The following is a 16,303-nucleotide window of genomic DNA, read 5'->3' as shown; positions in this document are numbered from 1 at the left end:
GGACCTTCGCGGCGGAAGCTTGCTGCCTCACCTGACTGAAGGAAGATCATGGCCCGCTACTGGCCCGAGCCCGACTACAAACACGGCACCCCCGCACGCACAGGCGTGCTGCTGGTCAATCTCGGCACGCCCGAAGCGCCGACCGCGCAAGCCCTGCGTCCCTACCTGAAGCAGTTCCTGTCCGACCCCCGCGTGGTGGAAATCCCGCGTGCGCTGTGGTGGATCATCCTCAACGGCATCATCCTCAACACGCGCCCGGCCAAGTCGGCGGTCAAGTATGCCAGCGTGTGGATGGACGCCGGCTCGCCACTCAAGGTCCATACCGAACGCCAGGCCAAGCTGCTCGACGGCTACCTGAACGCGGCCACGGGAGGCGACGTCGAGGTGGCGTGGGCAATGCGCTACGGCGCCCCGTCAATTCCGGACGCGCTGCAGGCCCTGCGCGCGCGCAATTGCACCCGCATTCTCGTCGTACCGCTGTATCCGCAGTTTGCCGGCAGCACCACCGCCAGTGTAATGGACGAGGTCGCCCGCTGCATGCTGCATTGGCGCAACCTGCCCGAAATCCGCTATGTGCGCAGCTTCCAGGACGATCCGGGCTACATCGCCGCCATCGCCCAGAGCGTGCGCGAAAACTGGGTCAAGCACGGTGAGCCCGATCGGCTGCTGATGAGTTTTCACGGCGTTCCCCGGCGCACGCTCGACCTCGGCGATCCGTATCACTGCGAATGTCACAAGACCGCGCGCCTGGTGGCCGAATCTCTCGACTTCCCGGCGGAGCGGATTCTGGTCACCTTCCAGTCGCGATTCGGCAAGGCCGAGTGGCTCAAGCCCTACACGCAGCCGACGCTCGAGAAGCTCGCGCGCGAAGGGGTCAAGCGGGTGGACGTCATCTGCCCCGGCTTCGTTTCCGACTGCCTGGAAACGCTCGAGGAAATCGCCATCGAGTGCAAGGAGGCCTTTCTCACGCACGGCGGCAGCACCTTCCACTACATCCCCTGCCTCAATGAGCGCCACGACTGGATTACGGCACTCACCGACCTCACCCGCTGCCATCTTGGCAACTGGCTCGACACCACCACGGACACGCCGGATTCACTTGCCGCCGCGCGCCAGCATGCGCTTGACCTGGGAGCAAAACAGTAATGACGCCAGGTCTGCGCCTGCTGCTGCGCTGGGCCCTGAACGCCGTGGCCCTGCTGATCATCCCCGAGATCGTCTCGGGGATCGCGGTCGAGAGCTACGTCTCGGCGCTGGCTGCGGCCCTGCTGCTCGGGCTGATCAATGCCCTGATCCGCCCCATTCTGATCCTGATCACCCTGCCCATCACCCTGCTCACGCTGGGTCTGTTCACGCTGGTGATCAACGCACTCCTGTTCTGGGGCGTCTCGGGGCTGGTCGGCGGCCTGCAGGTGAGCGACTTTGGAAACGCCTTCTGGGGTGCGCTGCTCTACAGCGTGCTGACCTGGCTCGTCAATCTTGCGGTTGGCGACCCCGAACGCAAGGTGCGCGTCGTCATCAATCGCCAGCGCTGAGATCACTCGTTGGTGCTGCAGGCACTCACGCACGGCGGGGAAAGATCAGTCCTCGACCAGCTGGAGATCAAGCCCGCCGGTGGCGGTGTAATCACCACGGATAGCAGGCTCGCCTTGCTGCGCCGCGACCCGGGCGATATCCGCGAGGCGCCTGACCACAACCGTCGACACCTGGCGCCTGAACAGCTCCTGCACCTCATCTGTCGCCAGTGCCAGCGCGGGCGGATTGATTTCGAGATAGGTCGACGGCTCAAGCGAGACGGACGTCATCATGTGGCGATGCTCGAGATGATCCAGCCATGCCTGCTCACCGAAAACCTCGCCCGGCCCGAGCGTCAGCACCCGTCGTCCGTCGATCGACACCTCGACCTGGCCCGACAGCACGATGGCGAAACGCTGATCTGCATCGCCCTCCCGCATCAGGGTCACATGCTCATCGACCTTGCGCCATGAACAGATGCGCAAGACCTCCCACAGCTCGATATCGTCAAACTCGGTAAAGAAGGCCAGCTTGCGCAGCATCGTAAACCGGCTCGTATCGGGCGGCACACACTTGTCGTCTACGATCTTGTAGCGAACAGCGGCGAGATCCTTGGCAAACTCTGCCCCGTTCTTGTAGCGGGAATAGAGGTCCTTCTCGAGCGCCTTGCGAATGACCGCATCCATTTGCTCCGGAATCTCGGGATTGAGCTGCGAAACCGAGGGCTGGTCGGCATTGATGATCTTGTAGATCAGCTGTGCCGGGTTCGCTGCGCGGAACGGCAAGCGGCCTGTGAGCAGATGGAACAGCACCACGCCGAGCGAATACAGATCGGTCTTCTGGTTGAGCGGATAGCTCTTGATCTGCTCCGGACTCATGTAGGCCGGCGAGCCGACCCCCATGATGAAGGTCGAGTCGGTCTCGATCTTCTTGCTGATGTTCAGCGCCAGTCCGAAGTCGGTGATCTTCACATTGTCGTTGTCGTCGACCAGGATATTGGCGGGCTTGATGTCACGATGGACGATCCCCTGCCGATAGGCATGATCGAGCGCCATGCAGCACTTGAAGATGATGCCGATCACGCGGTGGATGGGGAGCAGCTTCTCGAAACTGCAATAGCGCTCCAGGGTGTAGCCGGGGAAATACTCCATCACGACATAGGCCTGGTCGGCCTCGACCACCGCCTCGAAGATGCGGATGATATTGGGGTGATCCAGCCGCTTGGATACCGCCCCCTCGGCCTTCAGCAGCTTGAGCATACGACGGTTCCACTTCGCCACGTCGCGAGCTTTATCATCGAACTTGACGTGCTTGAGCGCGATTTGCTCGGGGTAATGCGGGTTCTCGGCAAGGTAGACAATAGCCGTCGCACCGCGACCCAGCTCGCGCAAGATTCGGTACTTCCCGATTCTTTCGGGCATTGTTCCCATGGCATCCGTGCGGCGCTCAGGGCGCCCCGTACATGTCTGTTTCGATATGTTGATTGTGTCACGATACCCGGCTGCAGAGAATCACCCTTGCGCACACACAATCGCTTGGCGTGGGCACAAGTGGATATTGTTTGAGACTTTCCGGGTGTGATTAAATCGTCCGGCGGAATGATGCACCCGCCATCAAGTAACATCTGCCTTGTGGCCAGACGAGGATTCGTGAAGGCGTTCAACACACAGGCGCGTCCCCGCCTGACCGAAAACGCACTTTACGGAGGGCTTCGAGTGAAGATCGTCGGCAACGATCTTGCAGGCAAAACATCACCGCGAGCAGAATTGAAACCATGTGTTGCAGCAGGATGCACACAGCAGCCCGCACAAGGCGCCACAACGACGTCCGATACGCCAGCCACACCGAACTTCACGAGCCCCGCCGTTACCTTGCCTTCCAGATCAGCACGGCTGCCGGGCTGTCCGCCTGCGTCGCACACCCGAACCCCGTAAACTGCGGGCCTTGCCTTACCGGAGTATCACTTTGAGCGAACCCGTCGACCAACTCATCCACGCACGCTGGGTGATCCCGGTATCACCGGCAGACACCGTCTTCGAGCACTACAGCGTGGCTATCCGTGCAGGCGCCATCGTCGATGTGCTACCGCAATCCGAAGCACGGTCGCGCTACCGCCCGGCCGAGGAAGTCGAACTGGGCGAACACGCCCTGATTCCCGGCCTGGTCAATCTCCACGCCCACGCCGCCATGAACCTGATGCGTGGAATGGGCGATGACCTGCCCCTGATGCGCTGGCTGCAGGAAACGATCTGGCCAGCCGAAAGCAAGCATGTCTCGCCCGGCTTCGTGCACGACGGCACGCTGCTGGCCGCAAGAGAGATGCTGCGCGGGGGCATCACCACCTGCAACGACATGTACTTCTACCCTGAAGCGGCGGCGAAGGCTTTCGACGAAGCCGGCATGCGGGCAGTGGTCGGCATCATCATGCTCGACTTTCCGACCCCCTACGCGAGCGACCCAGACGACTACCTGCGCAAGGGACTGCGTACCAGAGATCAATGGCGCGACGCCCCCCTGCTCGGGTTTTCGGTTGCACCGCACGCTCCCTACACGGTTTCCGACACGAGCTTCGAACGCGTCGCCAGCCTTGCCGCCGAACTCGATCTGCCGGTCCACATCCACGTACACGAAACCGCAACCGAGATCAGCGACGGGATGGCGGCCCACGGCGTGCGCCCATTGGCCCGCCTCGAGCGACTTGGCCTGCTGGGCCCCAACCTGATTGCGGTTCATGCGGTGCACCTCGACGACACCGACCTCGCCCGCCTCGCGCATCACGGCTGCAGCGTGGCCCACTGCCCCACCTCGAACATGAAACTCGGCAGCGGCATCGCGCCGTTATCGAGCCTCGTGAAACGCGGCATCAACGTCGGACTCGGCTCCGACGGCGCAGCCAGCAACAACCGCCTCGACATTTTTCAGGAGATGCGTCACGCGGCACTGCTCGCCAAGGCGGTCAATTGCGACGCCAGCGTCATCCCCGCGCACCTCGCACTGCACATGGCCACACTTGGTGGCGCCCGCGCACTCGGCATGGAAAGCGAGATCGGATCCATCACCCCGGGCAAGCGCGCAGACCTCTGCGCAGTCTCGCTCTCGGGCCCGCTGATGCAACCTTGCTTTGACCCGGTTTCACACCTCGTTTATGTTTGTGGACGCGATCAGGTATCGCATGTATGGGTCGATGGAACGCTTCGTGTGAAAGACGGCACGACACTGTTGCGAATTAGCGACAAAGAATTGCTCGAAATCACAACGGTATGGCAAACTAAACTCGTTAATTGAACAAAATAACGATTCAGTTCAATCCAACGCAAGACGGCAAAGCGACCGTTTTCGCTCAGTTGCAGCGGCTCGAATAGTCTCTCGCCCTTCTCAAGAGGAAACCATGATCAAACAAACCAAGAATCAGATGCTCATGCTGGCCGCCATCGCTTCGATCGGCCTGTCCGCAACCAGCGCTTTCGCAGCGGATGTCGTTGTCGATGGCAAGGGCGAAACCCCCTACGTGATCGACGGCCGCAATGTCGTTGCCCGCAGTGGTTACGACCTGTGCTGGCGTACCGGCTACTGGACCCCGGCCGCTGCCAGCACCGCAATGGCTGGCGAGTTCCCCGCCGGTTGTGCATGTGATAGCGACATCGTGCCGAAAGACAAGTGCGTGAAGATGGCTGCCGCTCCGATGGCCAAGCCCGCTGCACCGATGCCGAAGCCGACCGCTGAGAAGATCAAGCTGTCCGCTGACGCGCTGTTCGACTTCGACAAGGCTGTTCTGAAGAGCGACGGCATGTCCAAGCTCGACGAACTGGCTTCCAAGTCGAAGGACGTCAAGCTGGAAGTGATCCTGGCTGTCGGTCACACCGACCGCCTTGGCTCCGACACCTACAACCAGAAGCTGTCCGAGCGTCGCGCTGCCGCCGTCAAGACCTACCTGGTTTCGAAGGGCGTTGAAGCCAACCGTGTATACACCGAAGGCAAGGGCGAGAAGCAGCCCGTGACCGGCGACAAGTGCAACACCGTGAAGAACCGCAAGGCTCTGATCGAGTGCCTGCAGCCGGATCGTCGCGTTGAAGTCGAAGTGATCGGCTCCAAGTAATTCGACAGTTGCTGTCCAAAAAGCCCTGCCTCGGCGGGGCTTTTTCTTTTTATGGACACAACGAACGCTTTTCGGCAACGTCGGTCTCTACTGCCGTGCACGTTTAAGGCCCTCACCATGACCACGCTCAACGCAGATCCAGCAGAACTGCAAAAATTCAGCGACCTCGCCCACCGATGGTGGGACCCCGCATCCGAATTCAAACCCTTGCATGAAATCAATCCGCTTCGCCTGAGCTGGATTGACGACATTGCCAGCCTTTCAGGCAAGGACGTCCTTGACGTTGGCTGCGGTGGCGGCATCCTGTCCGAAGGGATGGCTTCTATTGGCGCCACGGTGACCGGCATCGACCTCTCCGAGAAGGCACTTGGCGTTGCCCGCCTTCATCTGTTCGAGAGCGGCCAGAAAGTCGATTACAGACTGGTCAGCGCCGAAGCGTTCGCCGACGAAAACCCGGCACGGTTCGACGTGGTGACCTGCATGGAAATGCTGGAGCATGTTCCCGATCCGGCAAGCACGATTGCGGCCTGTGCAAAGCTGGTCAAACCCGGTGGTCACGTTTTTTTCTCCACCCTCAACCGCAACCTGAAGGCCTACACATTCGCCATTATCGGTGCGGAGTATCTGCTCAAGCTTTTGCCGCGCGGCACACACGAGTACGCAAAGTTCATCAAGCCCTCCGAGCTGAGCCGCTACAGCCGGAATGCCGGACTCAACCCGCAAACACTGATGGGCATGAGTTACAACCCCCTGACCAAGGTCTATTCGCTGGGACGGGACACGGATGTGAATTACCTGCTCCACACCCGGCGCGAGAGCTGATCACGCTGGTAAAGCAGGCCCGTGCTACACTGGACACTTGAAATTCCACCAAGACGCCCCATCTTGGTATTGCTTCACCGATTTCTGGGGCCGACCTGGCTTCGACGTGGGTCGCGAAGCAGCGCAGTGCATACCGAGGACCAGTCACCTCGTAAATCCATCTGGGAAACTATAAACGCCAACGACGAGCGTTTCGCTCTAGCCGCTTAATCCCGGTTAGCGCTGCACCGACAGGTCTCTGGGTCGGGTGGTAAGGTGAAAGCCGAGCCGCTGCAGTGTCATTTACAGAGAATCGCGAGTTGCGCCGGGTTACTTGGTTCGACAGCTAAAGGTAAGGTAACTCGCCTCTGACCGGCCTGCCGACCGGCTAAGTCAGGGGTTAAATCCAAATAGGGCGGATAAGTATGTAGATCTGTCTGTAGAGGACTTGCGGACGGGGGTTCGATTCCCCCCGGCTCCACCAAAATTGAAGCCCCGACTGGTATCAGTCGGGGCTTTTTCTTTTCCGCGTGCATCGCCCCCCTCTTGCGGAGAACTCACGTGCGCAGATGGATACATGCTGCCCCTTTTCCGCACGCAATCCGGGCGGGATCTCATTGACGGGGGCGACCCTGCGTGGCACAAAGATGGCAGTGCGTGCCGTTGCGACCATCTCGGATGGCCGCGGCGCGCCGGACTCAACGCATCATGGACGGCAGGCGTGATCACGGTTGCCATCGCGCAGTCCGCTGGCATCGAAAAGGAGACCCGTCTCAACGCCAGCGACAAGGCTCTCAACACTCAGAATTCAACACTAGCGAATGGCGGGACTGAGGCATGTATACCGTTTTCTCGGAATTCGCACTGCTTCTGATGATGTCCGCCGCGGCAGGCGCGTTTGCGCTCTGGCTGCGCCAGCCGGTGCTCATCGCCTACATCGTCATCGGCATCGTCGTCGGCCCCGCCGTCCTTGGGCTTGTCACCGCACACGACCAGATCGACCTGCTGGCGCAGATCGGCGTCGCCATGCTGCTCTTCGTCGTCGGCCTGAAGCTCGACCTTAAGCATATCCGCCATATCGGCCCGGTTGCGCTCGCCACCGGCCTCGGGCAACTCGCCTTCACCATCGTGATTGGCTTCATCATCGTCCTGATGATGGGCAAGGGCTGGATCGAAGCGCTGTATATCGCTGTCGCGCTGACCTTCTCCAGCACCATCATCATCGTCAAGCTTCTGTCCGACAAGCACGAGATCGACTCCCTGCACGGACGCATCGCAGTCGGATTCCTGATTGTGCAGGACCTCGCCGTCGTGATCGCGATGATGGTGATGAGTGCCCTGCGTGGCGACGCCGGCGAAGGCTCACTGCTAGCCTTGGCCGGTTCGCTCGGCTTGCGGATCGGCGCTGCGGTCGCGGGCCTGTATCTGCTGATGCGCTACGTCTTGCCCAGGGTCGTAGACCGCATGGCGCAATCGCAGGAGCTGCTGCTGATCTTTGCCGTTGCGTGGGGCACGGGGCTTGCGGCACTCGGCGAATGGGCTGGCTTCTCCAAGGAAGCGGGCGCCTTCCTCGCCGGCTTCTCGCTCGCCTCGACGCACTACCGCGATGCCATCAACGCACGACTGACCGGCATCCGCGACTTCCTGCTGCTGTTCTTCTTCATCGACCTTGGCTCGAAGCTCGATTTCTCCACCCTCGGCAGCGAACTCTCGCCAGCTCTTGTACTGTCCCTGTTCGTGCTGGTCGGCAACCCCCTGATCGTCATGGCCATCATGGGCTACATGGGCTACCGGAAGCGTACCGGCTTCCTGTGCGGGCTGACCGTTGCGCAGATCAGTGAGTTCTCGATCATCTTCGTTGCCATGGGCATCTCGCTCGGGCATCTCGACAACAGTGCGCTTGGATTGACCACACTCGTTGGCCTGATCACCATTGCCCTGTCGACTTACGCAATTCTCTACTCCCACCCGCTCTACGAGAAGCTTGCGCCCTGGCTCGAAGTATTCGAACGCAAGCGTCCCTTCCGTGAACTCGCTGTCGCGACGGAGCGGCACGATCTCGAGATCGCCGACGTGATCGTGATCGGCCTTGGGCGCTACGGCAGCCGGCTGGCACTCTGCCTGACGGAGGTCGAACTCAAGGTGCTCGGCGTCGAATACGACCCCGAGGTAGTGCGCAAACTCCGGCGAAAAGGCCTGCCGGTGCGATACGGCGACTGCACCACCAGCGAGTTCATTGAAAGCCTGCCCATCAGGGACACTCGCTGGATTGTCAGCACACTACCCGACATGACCTCAAACCACGATCTGCTGAACGGCCTGCGGGCCCACCATTTCACCGGCGGAGTGGCCATCGTTGCACGTGACGACTTCGACGACGGTGCGCTGAAAGACTTCGGCGCGACGACGATCCTCTATCCGATGCGTAACGCCGTCGACTATGCAGTTGACGCGTTGACGGCCCTCATCCACCCGAATGACAGGGCCACACCGGAAGTCGAGAGCACAGCCTCGAGGTCGCAGACTGATTGACCTGCCACACAAGGCTTCGCCAATCGAGCAAGGAAGCGCCGCCGACACTGCAAGTTTTCACTAAAACAATGACTTCAGCAGCATAAATACTACGAAAGTGGCACTCCGGTTAGGGTTTTCCGCGGTTTTCCGGCGCGCGCCAATCCATATAATCAGCGCAGCAATTGCTAAAACAGAAAGATACAAAGGAGATAACGTGGAACGTCGTAAATTCCTGAAGGGTGCAGGTCTCGCTGGCGTACTTGCGGCTGGCACCGCACCGGCGATCGTAAACGCACAACAACAGATCCGCTGGCGTCTTGCGTCAAGCTTCCCGAAGTCGCTCGATACGATTTACGGCGCCGCTGAGACGTTCTCCAAGAACGTTGCGGAAGCAACGGGTGGAAAGTTCCAGATCTCGATTCACGCCGCCGGCGAGCTCGTCCCGGCCTTCGGTGTGGTCGACGCAATTCAGCAGGGCGCCATCGATGCCGCCCACACTGCTCCGTATTATTTCTTCGGCAAGAACGAAGCGTTTGCGTTCGACTGCGCGATTCCGTTCGGCATGAACTCGCGCCAGCAGACGGCGTGGATGTACGAAGGCAACGGCATGAAGCTGTTGCGTGAGTTCTACGCGCAGTTCAGCGTCGTCAACTTCCCGATGGGCAACACCGGTGCGCAGATGGGTGGCTGGTATCGCAAGCCCATCAAGTCGCCCGCCGACCTCAATGGCCTCAAGATGCGGATCGGCGGCTTCGGCGGTCGCGTGCTCGCCAAGATGGGCGGCCTGTCACAGAACATCCCTGCTGGCGAAATCTACCAGTCACTCGAGAAAGGCACCATCGATGCAACCGAGTGGATCGGACCGTATGACGACCTGAAGCTCGGCTTTCACAAGGTTGCTCCCTACTACTACTACCCGGGCTGGTGGGAGGGTGGCGCTCAGCTGTCCCTGTACATCAACGACAAGCAGTGGGGCGCACTGTCGAACGAGTACAAGGCCATTGTTCGCCAGGCTGCGTCCGATGCTCACGTTGTCATGCAGGCCCGCTACGATGCGCGCAACCCGAACGCCCTGAAGCAGCTGATTGCGGAAGGCGCAAAACTCGACCGCTTCCCGAAGTCGGTCATGGACGCTGGGTTCAAGGCCCGCAACGAGGTATACAAGGAACTGAACGACACCAACCCGGACTGGAAGAAGATTTACGGCGACTACGCGAAATTCCTCGCCGATTCCTACCAGTGGGCGCCGATCGCCGATGGTAGCTACGACCAGTACATGTCGGCACAGAAACTGTAACAGCTGTTCACGCACGGCCGGAGCCTGCCGGACGTGCAAACGTGCTGGCAGGACATCGCCAGCACAATCTTTCCAGCCGCCCTTCTGAGCAGAGCACAGGAGTACACCGGCTCAATCAGCACCTTCGGGGCAAAGCCGACTTTCTCATGGGTATCCTTCTAAAACTCTCCGGCCTGATAGACGGCCTGGCCCGACTGGTCGGGAAATCCATCATCTGGCTGATCCTCGCTGCAGCCGTCATCAGCGCCCTGAATGCCATTGCACGCAAGGCCTTCAACGTTGGTTCGAACTCGTTTCTCGAAATTCAGTGGTATCTGTTCGCAGCCGTTTTCATGTTCGGCGCCGGATACACCTTCCTGCAGAACGCACACGTGCGCATCGACGCGGTTGCCAACAACTTCTCCAAGCGCACCCGCACATTCATCGACATTGGCGGCATCCTGATTTTCCTGCTGCCGCTGTGCTACTTCATGATCGATTTTTCCTGGCCCATCGTTGAGGCCGCCTACACCTCGGGTGAGATGTCCTCGAACTCCGGCGGCCTGATTCGCTGGCCGGTGTACATCATGGTACCGATCGGTTTCGGGCTGCTTGCGCTGCAGGCAGTCTCCGAGCTCATCAAGCGGTTTGGCTACCTCGCGGGCAAGGCCCCGGATCCGACCCTGCATGGCGGACATGGTGACGCCCCGACGGAACAACACGAAACCGACGCAGCAAAGGCCACGCAATGATCGAGTTCTTTTCCGCCAATGCCGCGCCAGTGATGTTCGGCGCGGTCATTTTCTTCCTGCTGTCGGGTTTCCCGGTCGCATTTGCGCTTGCAGCCTGCGGCCTGTTCTTCGGCTTTGTCGGCATTGAAGCGGGCTTGCTGCCCTCGTCACTGTTTCAGGCGCTTCCGCTGCGTGTGTTCGGCATCATGCAGAACGACACGCTGCTGGCAATTCCCTTCTTTACCCTGATGGGGTTGATCCTCGAACGAAGTGGCATGGCCGAGGACCTGCTCGACACTGTCGGGCAGGTGTTCGGCCCGGTACGCGGCGGCCTCGCGCTGGCCGTGATCTTCGTTGGTGCCCTGCTTGCAGCCACCACGGGCGTGGTGGCTGCTTCGGTCATCTCGATGGGCCTGATCTCCTTGCCGATCATGCTGCGCTACGGTTACAGCCGTGAAATCGCCTGCGGCGCGATCACCGCCTCCGGCACCCTGGCCCAGGCAATTCCGCCCTCTCTCGTGCTCATCGTGATGGCCGACCAGCTCGGACGCAGCGTCGGCGACATGTACAAGGGCGCCTTCCTGCCAGCCTTCCTGCTTGTTGCGCTTTACGCGATTTTCATTATCGGCCTTGCAATCTTCAAGCCGAAACTGGTGCCGGCCCTGCCGCCTGAAGCGCTGACTCACCGTGAACCCGACGGCACGTCCGGCCTGCGCTCGCTACTCGTCTTTGCGGTTGTCACCACGGCCATTTCGACCGTGTTCGGCATGAACTACGCCAACATCCTGAGCGCCATGAACGGCACCGAAGCAAAGCCTGCGCTCGACGAGATCATCGTCATGGCAATGTCCGTCGGCACCATTTTCGCGCTGGTCGCTGCAAGCGTCAGCCGTGCGCTGAAGCTCGGGCTGCTGTCGCGCATCTGCCAGCGTGTCGTGTTCGTCCTGATTCCGCCGCTTGCACTGATCTTCCTGGTGCTTGGTACGATCTTCCTCGGTGTTGCAACACCCACGGAAGGTGGCGCAATGGGTGCGGTCGGCGCCATCCTGCTCGCCGCCGTGCGCAAGCGCCTGGACCTGAAGACGCTCACGCAGGCACTCGAGTCCACGACCCGTCTGTCGTGCTTCGTGCTCTTCATCCTGATTGGCTCGACGATTTTCAGCTTCACGTTTACGGCAGTCGATGGCCAGCACTGGGTGGAGCACCTGTTTGACAAGCTGCCGGGCGGGCAGATCGGCTTCCTGATCTTTGTGAACGTGGTCATCTTCGCCCTGGGCTTCTTCCTCGACTTCTTCGAGATCGCCTTCATCCTGCTTCCGCTTCTCGCACCGGTTGCCGACAAGCTTGGCATCGACCTGATCTGGTTTGGCGTGATGATCGCGATCAACATGCAGACGTCGTTCCTGACGCCACCGTTCGGTTTCGCACTGTTCTATCTGCGCAGCGTCGCACCGGTCAGCGCCTTCCTCGACCGGGTGACGGGCAAGCGGATCGAACCGGTCAAGACCACCCAGATCTATCGTGGTTCGGTGCCGTTTGTTCTGATCCAGATCTTCGTTCTGGCCTTGATCATCATCTTCCCGGAACTTGTTACCGGAAGCCTGGATGCCGAAGTTAAGGTGGATCTGGACACCATCGAGATCGAAGCACCGACATCAGGCGGCGGCTGGGGGGCGCCGGCGGAATCTGGCGGATGGTAAGATCGGGCGGATGGCAAATCCACTTACCCGACTCTGCATTGTCCGTCACGGAGAAACCACCTGGAACGCCGAAAGGCGTCTCCAGGGGCATCTCGACATTGAACTGAACGAAAACGGCATCGCCCAGGCACACGCCACGGGCCGTGCCCTTTCGGACCAGCGCTTCGCGGCCGCCTACAGCAGCGACTTGCAGCGCGCCCGACGCACTGCGGCGTGCATCTGGCCCGGCCCCGAAGACCGTATCAACACCCACCCGGGACTGCGCGAACGCCACTACGGACATTTCCAGGGCCTGACTTACGAGCAAGCCCAAACCCGTTTCCCGGCTGACTACGCCCGCTTCCTGAGCCGCGACGCCCGCTTTGCCTTCGAGGATGGAGGCGAAAGCCTGACCGCCTTCGCTGCGCGCATTGCCGCAGCCCTGCTCGAAATCGTCGAGCGCCACCCCGGCGAACAGATTCTGATCGTGACGCATGGCGGCGTGCTCGACATCATTCACCGCCTGAGCACGGGAAAGTCGCTCGACTCGCCGCGCGATTTCACCATCCCGAATGCCGCGCTGAACTGGATCACCCACCACGACGGCCGCTGGCAACTGGTCAGCTGGGGCGACCAGTCCCACCTTGGCAGCGCACTCGACGAGCTCTCCAACGCCTGAGTCTGTGCGAAACAAACATGTTGCGGCGCACGCGGCTCGACATACGCCCTCGCCTCGCGTGTTAATATCCGCCTTTATCACAACCCTGCCGAGTCCGTTCCATGTTTTCTTCCCAAGATACCCTCGCCAAGGTCGATCCCGAGCTGTGGGCCGCCGTGCAGGCGGAAAACCGCCGCCAGGAAGACCACATCGAATTGATTGCCTCCGAGAACTACGTCTCATACCCGGTCATGGAAGCCCAGGGCTCCCAGCTGACCAACAAGTATGCTGAAGGTTATCCGGGCAAGCGTTACTACGGCGGTTGCGAGCACGTGGACGTGGCAGAGCAACTCGCCATCGAACGTGTAAAGAAACTCTTTGGTGCCGAAGCCGCCAACGTGCAGCCCAACTCGGGCTCGCAGGCAAACCAGGCCGTGCTGCTGGCCTTTGCCAAGCCGGGCGACACCATCATGGGCATGAGCCTGTCCGAAGGCGGCCACCTCACCCACGGCATGCCGCTGAACATGTCGGGCAAGTGGTTCAACGTCGTGGCCTACGGCCTGAACGAAAAAGAAGAAATCGACTACGACAAGATGGAAGCGCTGGCACGCGAGCACAAGCCGCGCATCCTCATCGCCGGCGCCTCAGCCTACTCGCTGCGCATCGATTTTGAGCGCTTCGCCAAGGTTGCAAAAGAAATCGGCGCGATCTTCTGGGTCGACATGGCGCACTACGCCGGCCTGATCGCCGCGGGTTACTACCCGAACCCGGTGCCCCACGCCGACGTCGTCACCTCGACCACGCACAAGACGCTGCGCGGCCCGCGCGGCGGCATCATCCTGATGAAGGCCGAGCACGAGAAGGCAATCAACTCCGCCATTTTCCCCGGTCTGCAAGGCGGCCCGCTGATGCACGTTATCGCTGGCAAGGCAGTCGCCTTCAAGGAAGCCGCATCGCCCAAGTTCCGGAATTACCAGGAACAGGTGATTGCCAATGCCCGCGTGATGGCGCGCGTGCTCGGGGAAGAGCGCGGACTGCGCATTGTCTCCGGCCGCACCGAGAGCCATGTCTTCCTGGTCGACCTGCGCTCGATGAAGATCACCGGAAAGGCCGCCGAAGCTGTACTCGGCAGTGCTCACATCACGGTCAACAAGAACTCGATCCCGAATGACCCGGAGAAGCCCTTCGTGACCTCCGGCATCCGTATCGGCTCGCCGGCGATGACCACCCGTGGCTTCACCGAGATCGAAGCCGAGCAGATCGCCCACCTGATCGCAGACGTACTCGCAGCGCCGGAAGACGCCGCGGTGATCGAAGGCGTGCGCAGCAAGGTGTCGGCGCTGTGTGCGAAGTTCCCGGTCTACGGCAAGTAAGCAACTGATGCGCGTGCGGCCCGGGGGATGCTTCCATACGGGCCGCCGTAGCAAAGTGCCAGCGCTCAAGCAATGAAATGCCCCTTCTGCGGCGACCCTAATACGCAGGTCACAGACACGCGTGAGAACGACGACGGCGACGTCGTGCGCCGCCGTAGACGCTGCATGCACTGCGACAAGCGCTTTACGACCTATGAGCGCATCGACCTCAAGATGCCGCACATCGTCAAACGCAACGGCAGTCGCACCGATTTCGATCACGCGAAACTCTCTGGCAGCATGAAGCTCTCGCTGCGCAAGCGTCCGGTCACCACAGAGGCGCTCGAAGCCGCAGTTGATCGAATCGAGGCAAGACTGCTGTCGATGGGCGAGAACGAGGTAGCGAGCGAAAAGATCGGTGAACTCGTGATGAAGGAGCTCAAGAAGCTCGACAAGGTCGCCTATATCCGCTTCGCGTCCGTATATCGCAACTTTGCCGACGTGGATGAATTTTCCGAAGTGATTCGCGAAGTACAGCCGCGTTCCAAGCGCGCGCGGGGCAGTGCAACGCCTGCGGACCCCGAGAATGACCTTTTCGGCAACTGACCATGCCGCGATGGCCCGGGCCATCGCCCTGGCCGCCAATGGCCTTGAAAGCACGACGCCAAACCCGCGCGTCGGCTGCGTCATCGTTCGCGATGGCGTAACCGTAGGCGAAGGCTGGCACCGCCGTGCAGGCGAACCGCACGCCGAGGCCATCGCCTTGCAGCAGGCCGGCGATGCGGCGCGCGGCGCCATCGCCTACGTCACCCTTGAACCCTGCTCCCACTTTGGTCGCACGCCCCCATGTGCCGACGCACTGATCGCTGCGGGCGTCTCCCGCGTGGTCGCTGCAATGGAAGACCCGAACCCGCTGGTTGGCGGTCGCGGCCTGGAACGGCTGCGGGCCAGCGGCATACAGACCGCTCACGGCCTGCTCGAAACCGAAGCCCGGGAACTCAACATCGGCTTCATCTCGCGCATGACCCGCGGCCGCCCGTGGTTGCGCCTCAAGGCAGCCAGCAGCCTCGACGGCAAGACCGCACTCAACAATGGCGTCAGCCAGTGGATCACCGGTGCCGCAGCCCGCGCCGACGGTCACCGCTGGCGCGCTCGGGCGTGCGCGATCCTGACCGGAATCGGCACGGTCAAGGCAGATGATCCCCAGCTGACCGTGCGAGCCGTGCCCTGCGAACGCCAGCCCTTGCGGGTGCTGATCGACGCCCGGCTCGACGTCTCGCCCGCAGCACGCATCCTGCAGGGCGATCCGATCGTGATTGCCACTGCCAGCGAAGACCGCGACAAGCACGCCTGCCTGGCCGACGCCGGACACCGCCTGCTGGTGCTGCCGAACGCGGGTGGAAAGGTTGATTTGCCCGCACTGATGACCGCGCTCGGCCAACTCGGCCTGAACGAAGTCCACGCAGAGGCCGGCCTGAAACTCAACGGCTCGCTGTTACGCGAAGGCTGCGTCGATGAACTCCTGCTCTATCTGGCGCCGATTCTGGTTGGCGACGCGGCGCAGGGCCTGTTCAATCTCGCTGCGCTGACCCGGCTGGATGAGGCGGTAAGCCTCGATATCCGCGACCTCCGCCAGATTGGCGACGACCTGAGATTGATCGCTCGCCCCCGCAACTGAGCG

The 16,303-nt window shown here is 61.2% G+C and carries 14 protein-coding genes and 1 other RNA gene; 14 read left to right on the top strand and 1 reads right to left on the bottom strand.

Annotated elements, in window-relative coordinates:
• Positions 1-48 precede the first annotated feature (48 nt).
• Positions 49-1,146: a ferrochelatase gene (gene hemH / locus CEW87_RS12655; protein ID WP_108973496.1), complete on the top strand. Its 1,098-nt coding sequence runs from the start codon at positions 49-51 to the stop codon at positions 1,144-1,146.
• Positions 1,146-1,535, top strand: a complete 390-nt coding sequence (locus CEW87_RS12650; RefSeq protein WP_108973494.1) for a phage holin family protein — start codon at positions 1,146-1,148, stop codon at positions 1,533-1,535. The genes hemH and CEW87_RS12650 overlap by 1 nt, the downstream gene beginning before the upstream one ends.
• A gap of 45 nt (positions 1,536-1,580) precedes the next feature.
• On the opposite strand, the gene CEW87_RS12645 is transcribed toward CEW87_RS12650, so the two are convergent.
• Positions 1,581-2,945, bottom strand: coding sequence for a serine/threonine-protein kinase (locus tag CEW87_RS12645; RefSeq protein WP_108973492.1), 1,365 nt, complete (start codon positions 2,943-2,945; stop codon positions 1,581-1,583).
• A gap of 535 nt (positions 2,946-3,480) precedes the next feature.
• Between CEW87_RS12645 and CEW87_RS12640 the strand changes: the two genes are divergently transcribed.
• The 12 genes from CEW87_RS12640 (at position 3,481) to ribD (ending at position 16,300) form a co-directional block, all read left to right on the top strand.
• A complete protein-coding gene (locus tag CEW87_RS12640; RefSeq protein ID WP_108973490.1) occupies positions 3,481-4,800 on the top strand; it encodes a TRZ/ATZ family hydrolase in 1,320 nt (439 codons plus the stop codon).
• Between the two features lie 103 nt (positions 4,801-4,903).
• On the top strand, positions 4,904-5,611 hold the full coding sequence (locus CEW87_RS12635; RefSeq protein WP_108973488.1) for an OmpA family protein: 708 nt from the start codon (positions 4,904-4,906) through the stop codon (positions 5,609-5,611).
• A gap of 117 nt (positions 5,612-5,728) precedes the next feature.
• Entirely contained in the window at positions 5,729-6,433 is a 705-nt protein-coding gene (gene ubiG, locus CEW87_RS12630) for a bifunctional 2-polyprenyl-6-hydroxyphenol methylase/3-demethylubiquinol 3-O-methyltransferase UbiG (protein WP_108973487.1), read from the top strand.
• A gap of 86 nt (positions 6,434-6,519) precedes the next feature.
• Positions 6,520-6,896: a transfer-messenger RNA gene (ssrA, locus tag CEW87_RS12625) on the top strand.
• A gap of 353 nt (positions 6,897-7,249) precedes the next feature.
• Positions 7,250-8,944 (top strand): cation:proton antiporter, encoded by a 1,695-nt coding sequence (locus tag CEW87_RS12620; protein WP_108973485.1) that lies wholly within the window; start codon positions 7,250-7,252, stop codon positions 8,942-8,944.
• Between the two features lie 196 nt (positions 8,945-9,140).
• Positions 9,141-10,223, top strand: a complete 1,083-nt coding sequence (locus CEW87_RS12615) for a TRAP transporter substrate-binding protein (RefSeq protein ID WP_108973483.1) — start codon at positions 9,141-9,143, stop codon at positions 10,221-10,223.
• A 146-nt stretch (positions 10,224-10,369) separates the two neighbouring features.
• The gene (locus CEW87_RS12610; protein WP_108973482.1) at positions 10,370-10,954 is read left to right on the top strand and encodes a TRAP transporter small permease subunit; all 585 of its coding nucleotides are present in this window, start codon (positions 10,370-10,372) and stop codon (positions 10,952-10,954) included.
• Complete coding sequence (locus CEW87_RS12605; protein ID WP_108973480.1) at positions 10,951-12,633, top strand: TRAP transporter large permease; 1,683 nt, start codon at positions 10,951-10,953, stop codon at positions 12,631-12,633. Before CEW87_RS12610 ends, CEW87_RS12605 begins: the two co-directional genes overlap by 4 nt.
• Before the next feature lie 10 nt (positions 12,634-12,643).
• On the top strand, positions 12,644-13,291 hold the full coding sequence (locus CEW87_RS12600; protein ID WP_108973478.1) for a histidine phosphatase family protein: 648 nt from the start codon (positions 12,644-12,646) through the stop codon (positions 13,289-13,291).
• 101 nt (positions 13,292-13,392) lie between these two features.
• On the top strand, positions 13,393-14,643 hold the full coding sequence (gene glyA, locus CEW87_RS12595) for a serine hydroxymethyltransferase (RefSeq protein ID WP_108973476.1): 1,251 nt from the start codon (positions 13,393-13,395) through the stop codon (positions 14,641-14,643).
• A 72-nt stretch (positions 14,644-14,715) separates the two neighbouring features.
• Positions 14,716-15,228 (top strand): transcriptional regulator NrdR, encoded by a 513-nt coding sequence (gene nrdR, locus CEW87_RS12590; RefSeq protein ID WP_108973474.1) that lies wholly within the window; start codon positions 14,716-14,718, stop codon positions 15,226-15,228.
• Positions 15,209-16,300: a bifunctional diaminohydroxyphosphoribosylaminopyrimidine deaminase/5-amino-6-(5-phosphoribosylamino)uracil reductase RibD gene (ribD, locus tag CEW87_RS12585; protein ID WP_108973472.1), complete on the top strand. Its 1,092-nt coding sequence runs from the start codon at positions 15,209-15,211 to the stop codon at positions 16,298-16,300. The genes nrdR and ribD overlap by 20 nt, the downstream gene beginning before the upstream one ends.
• Positions 16,301-16,303 lie beyond the last annotated feature (3 nt).

Source organism: Parazoarcus communis (assembly GCF_003111665.1).
Classification (GTDB): domain Bacteria; phylum Pseudomonadota; class Gammaproteobacteria; order Burkholderiales; family Rhodocyclaceae; genus Parazoarcus; species Parazoarcus communis_B.
This window is presented reverse-complemented; position numbering and strand designations above follow the sequence as displayed.

What these genes read in the sequence shown, in the direction of transcription:
- hemH (WP_108973496.1), top strand. Translation starts at nt 49, where the DNA reads ATGGCCCGCTACTGGCCCGAGCCCGACTACAAACACGGCACCCCCGCA.
- CEW87_RS12650 (WP_108973494.1), top strand. Translation starts at nt 1,146, where the DNA reads ATGACGCCAGGTCTGCGCCTGCTGCTGCGCTGGGCCCTGAACGCCGTG.
- CEW87_RS12645 (WP_108973492.1), bottom strand. Translation starts at nt 2,945, where the DNA reads ATGGGAACAATGCCCGAAAGAATCGGGAAGTACCGAATCTTGCGCGAG.
- CEW87_RS12635 (WP_108973488.1), top strand. Translation starts at nt 4,904, where the DNA reads ATGATCAAACAAACCAAGAATCAGATGCTCATGCTGGCCGCCATCGCT.
- ubiG (WP_108973487.1), top strand. Translation starts at nt 5,729, where the DNA reads ATGACCACGCTCAACGCAGATCCAGCAGAACTGCAAAAATTCAGCGAC.
- CEW87_RS12620 (WP_108973485.1), top strand. Translation starts at nt 7,250, where the DNA reads ATGTATACCGTTTTCTCGGAATTCGCACTGCTTCTGATGATGTCCGCC.
- CEW87_RS12610 (WP_108973482.1), top strand. Translation starts at nt 10,370, where the DNA reads ATGGGTATCCTTCTAAAACTCTCCGGCCTGATAGACGGCCTGGCCCGA.
- CEW87_RS12605 (WP_108973480.1), top strand. Translation starts at nt 10,951, where the DNA reads ATGATCGAGTTCTTTTCCGCCAATGCCGCGCCAGTGATGTTCGGCGCG.
- CEW87_RS12600 (WP_108973478.1), top strand. Translation starts at nt 12,644, where the DNA reads ATGGCAAATCCACTTACCCGACTCTGCATTGTCCGTCACGGAGAAACC.
- glyA (WP_108973476.1), top strand. Translation starts at nt 13,393, where the DNA reads ATGTTTTCTTCCCAAGATACCCTCGCCAAGGTCGATCCCGAGCTGTGG.
- nrdR (WP_108973474.1), top strand. Translation starts at nt 14,716, where the DNA reads ATGAAATGCCCCTTCTGCGGCGACCCTAATACGCAGGTCACAGACACG.
- ribD (WP_108973472.1), top strand. Translation starts at nt 15,209, where the DNA reads ATGACCTTTTCGGCAACTGACCATGCCGCGATGGCCCGGGCCATCGCC.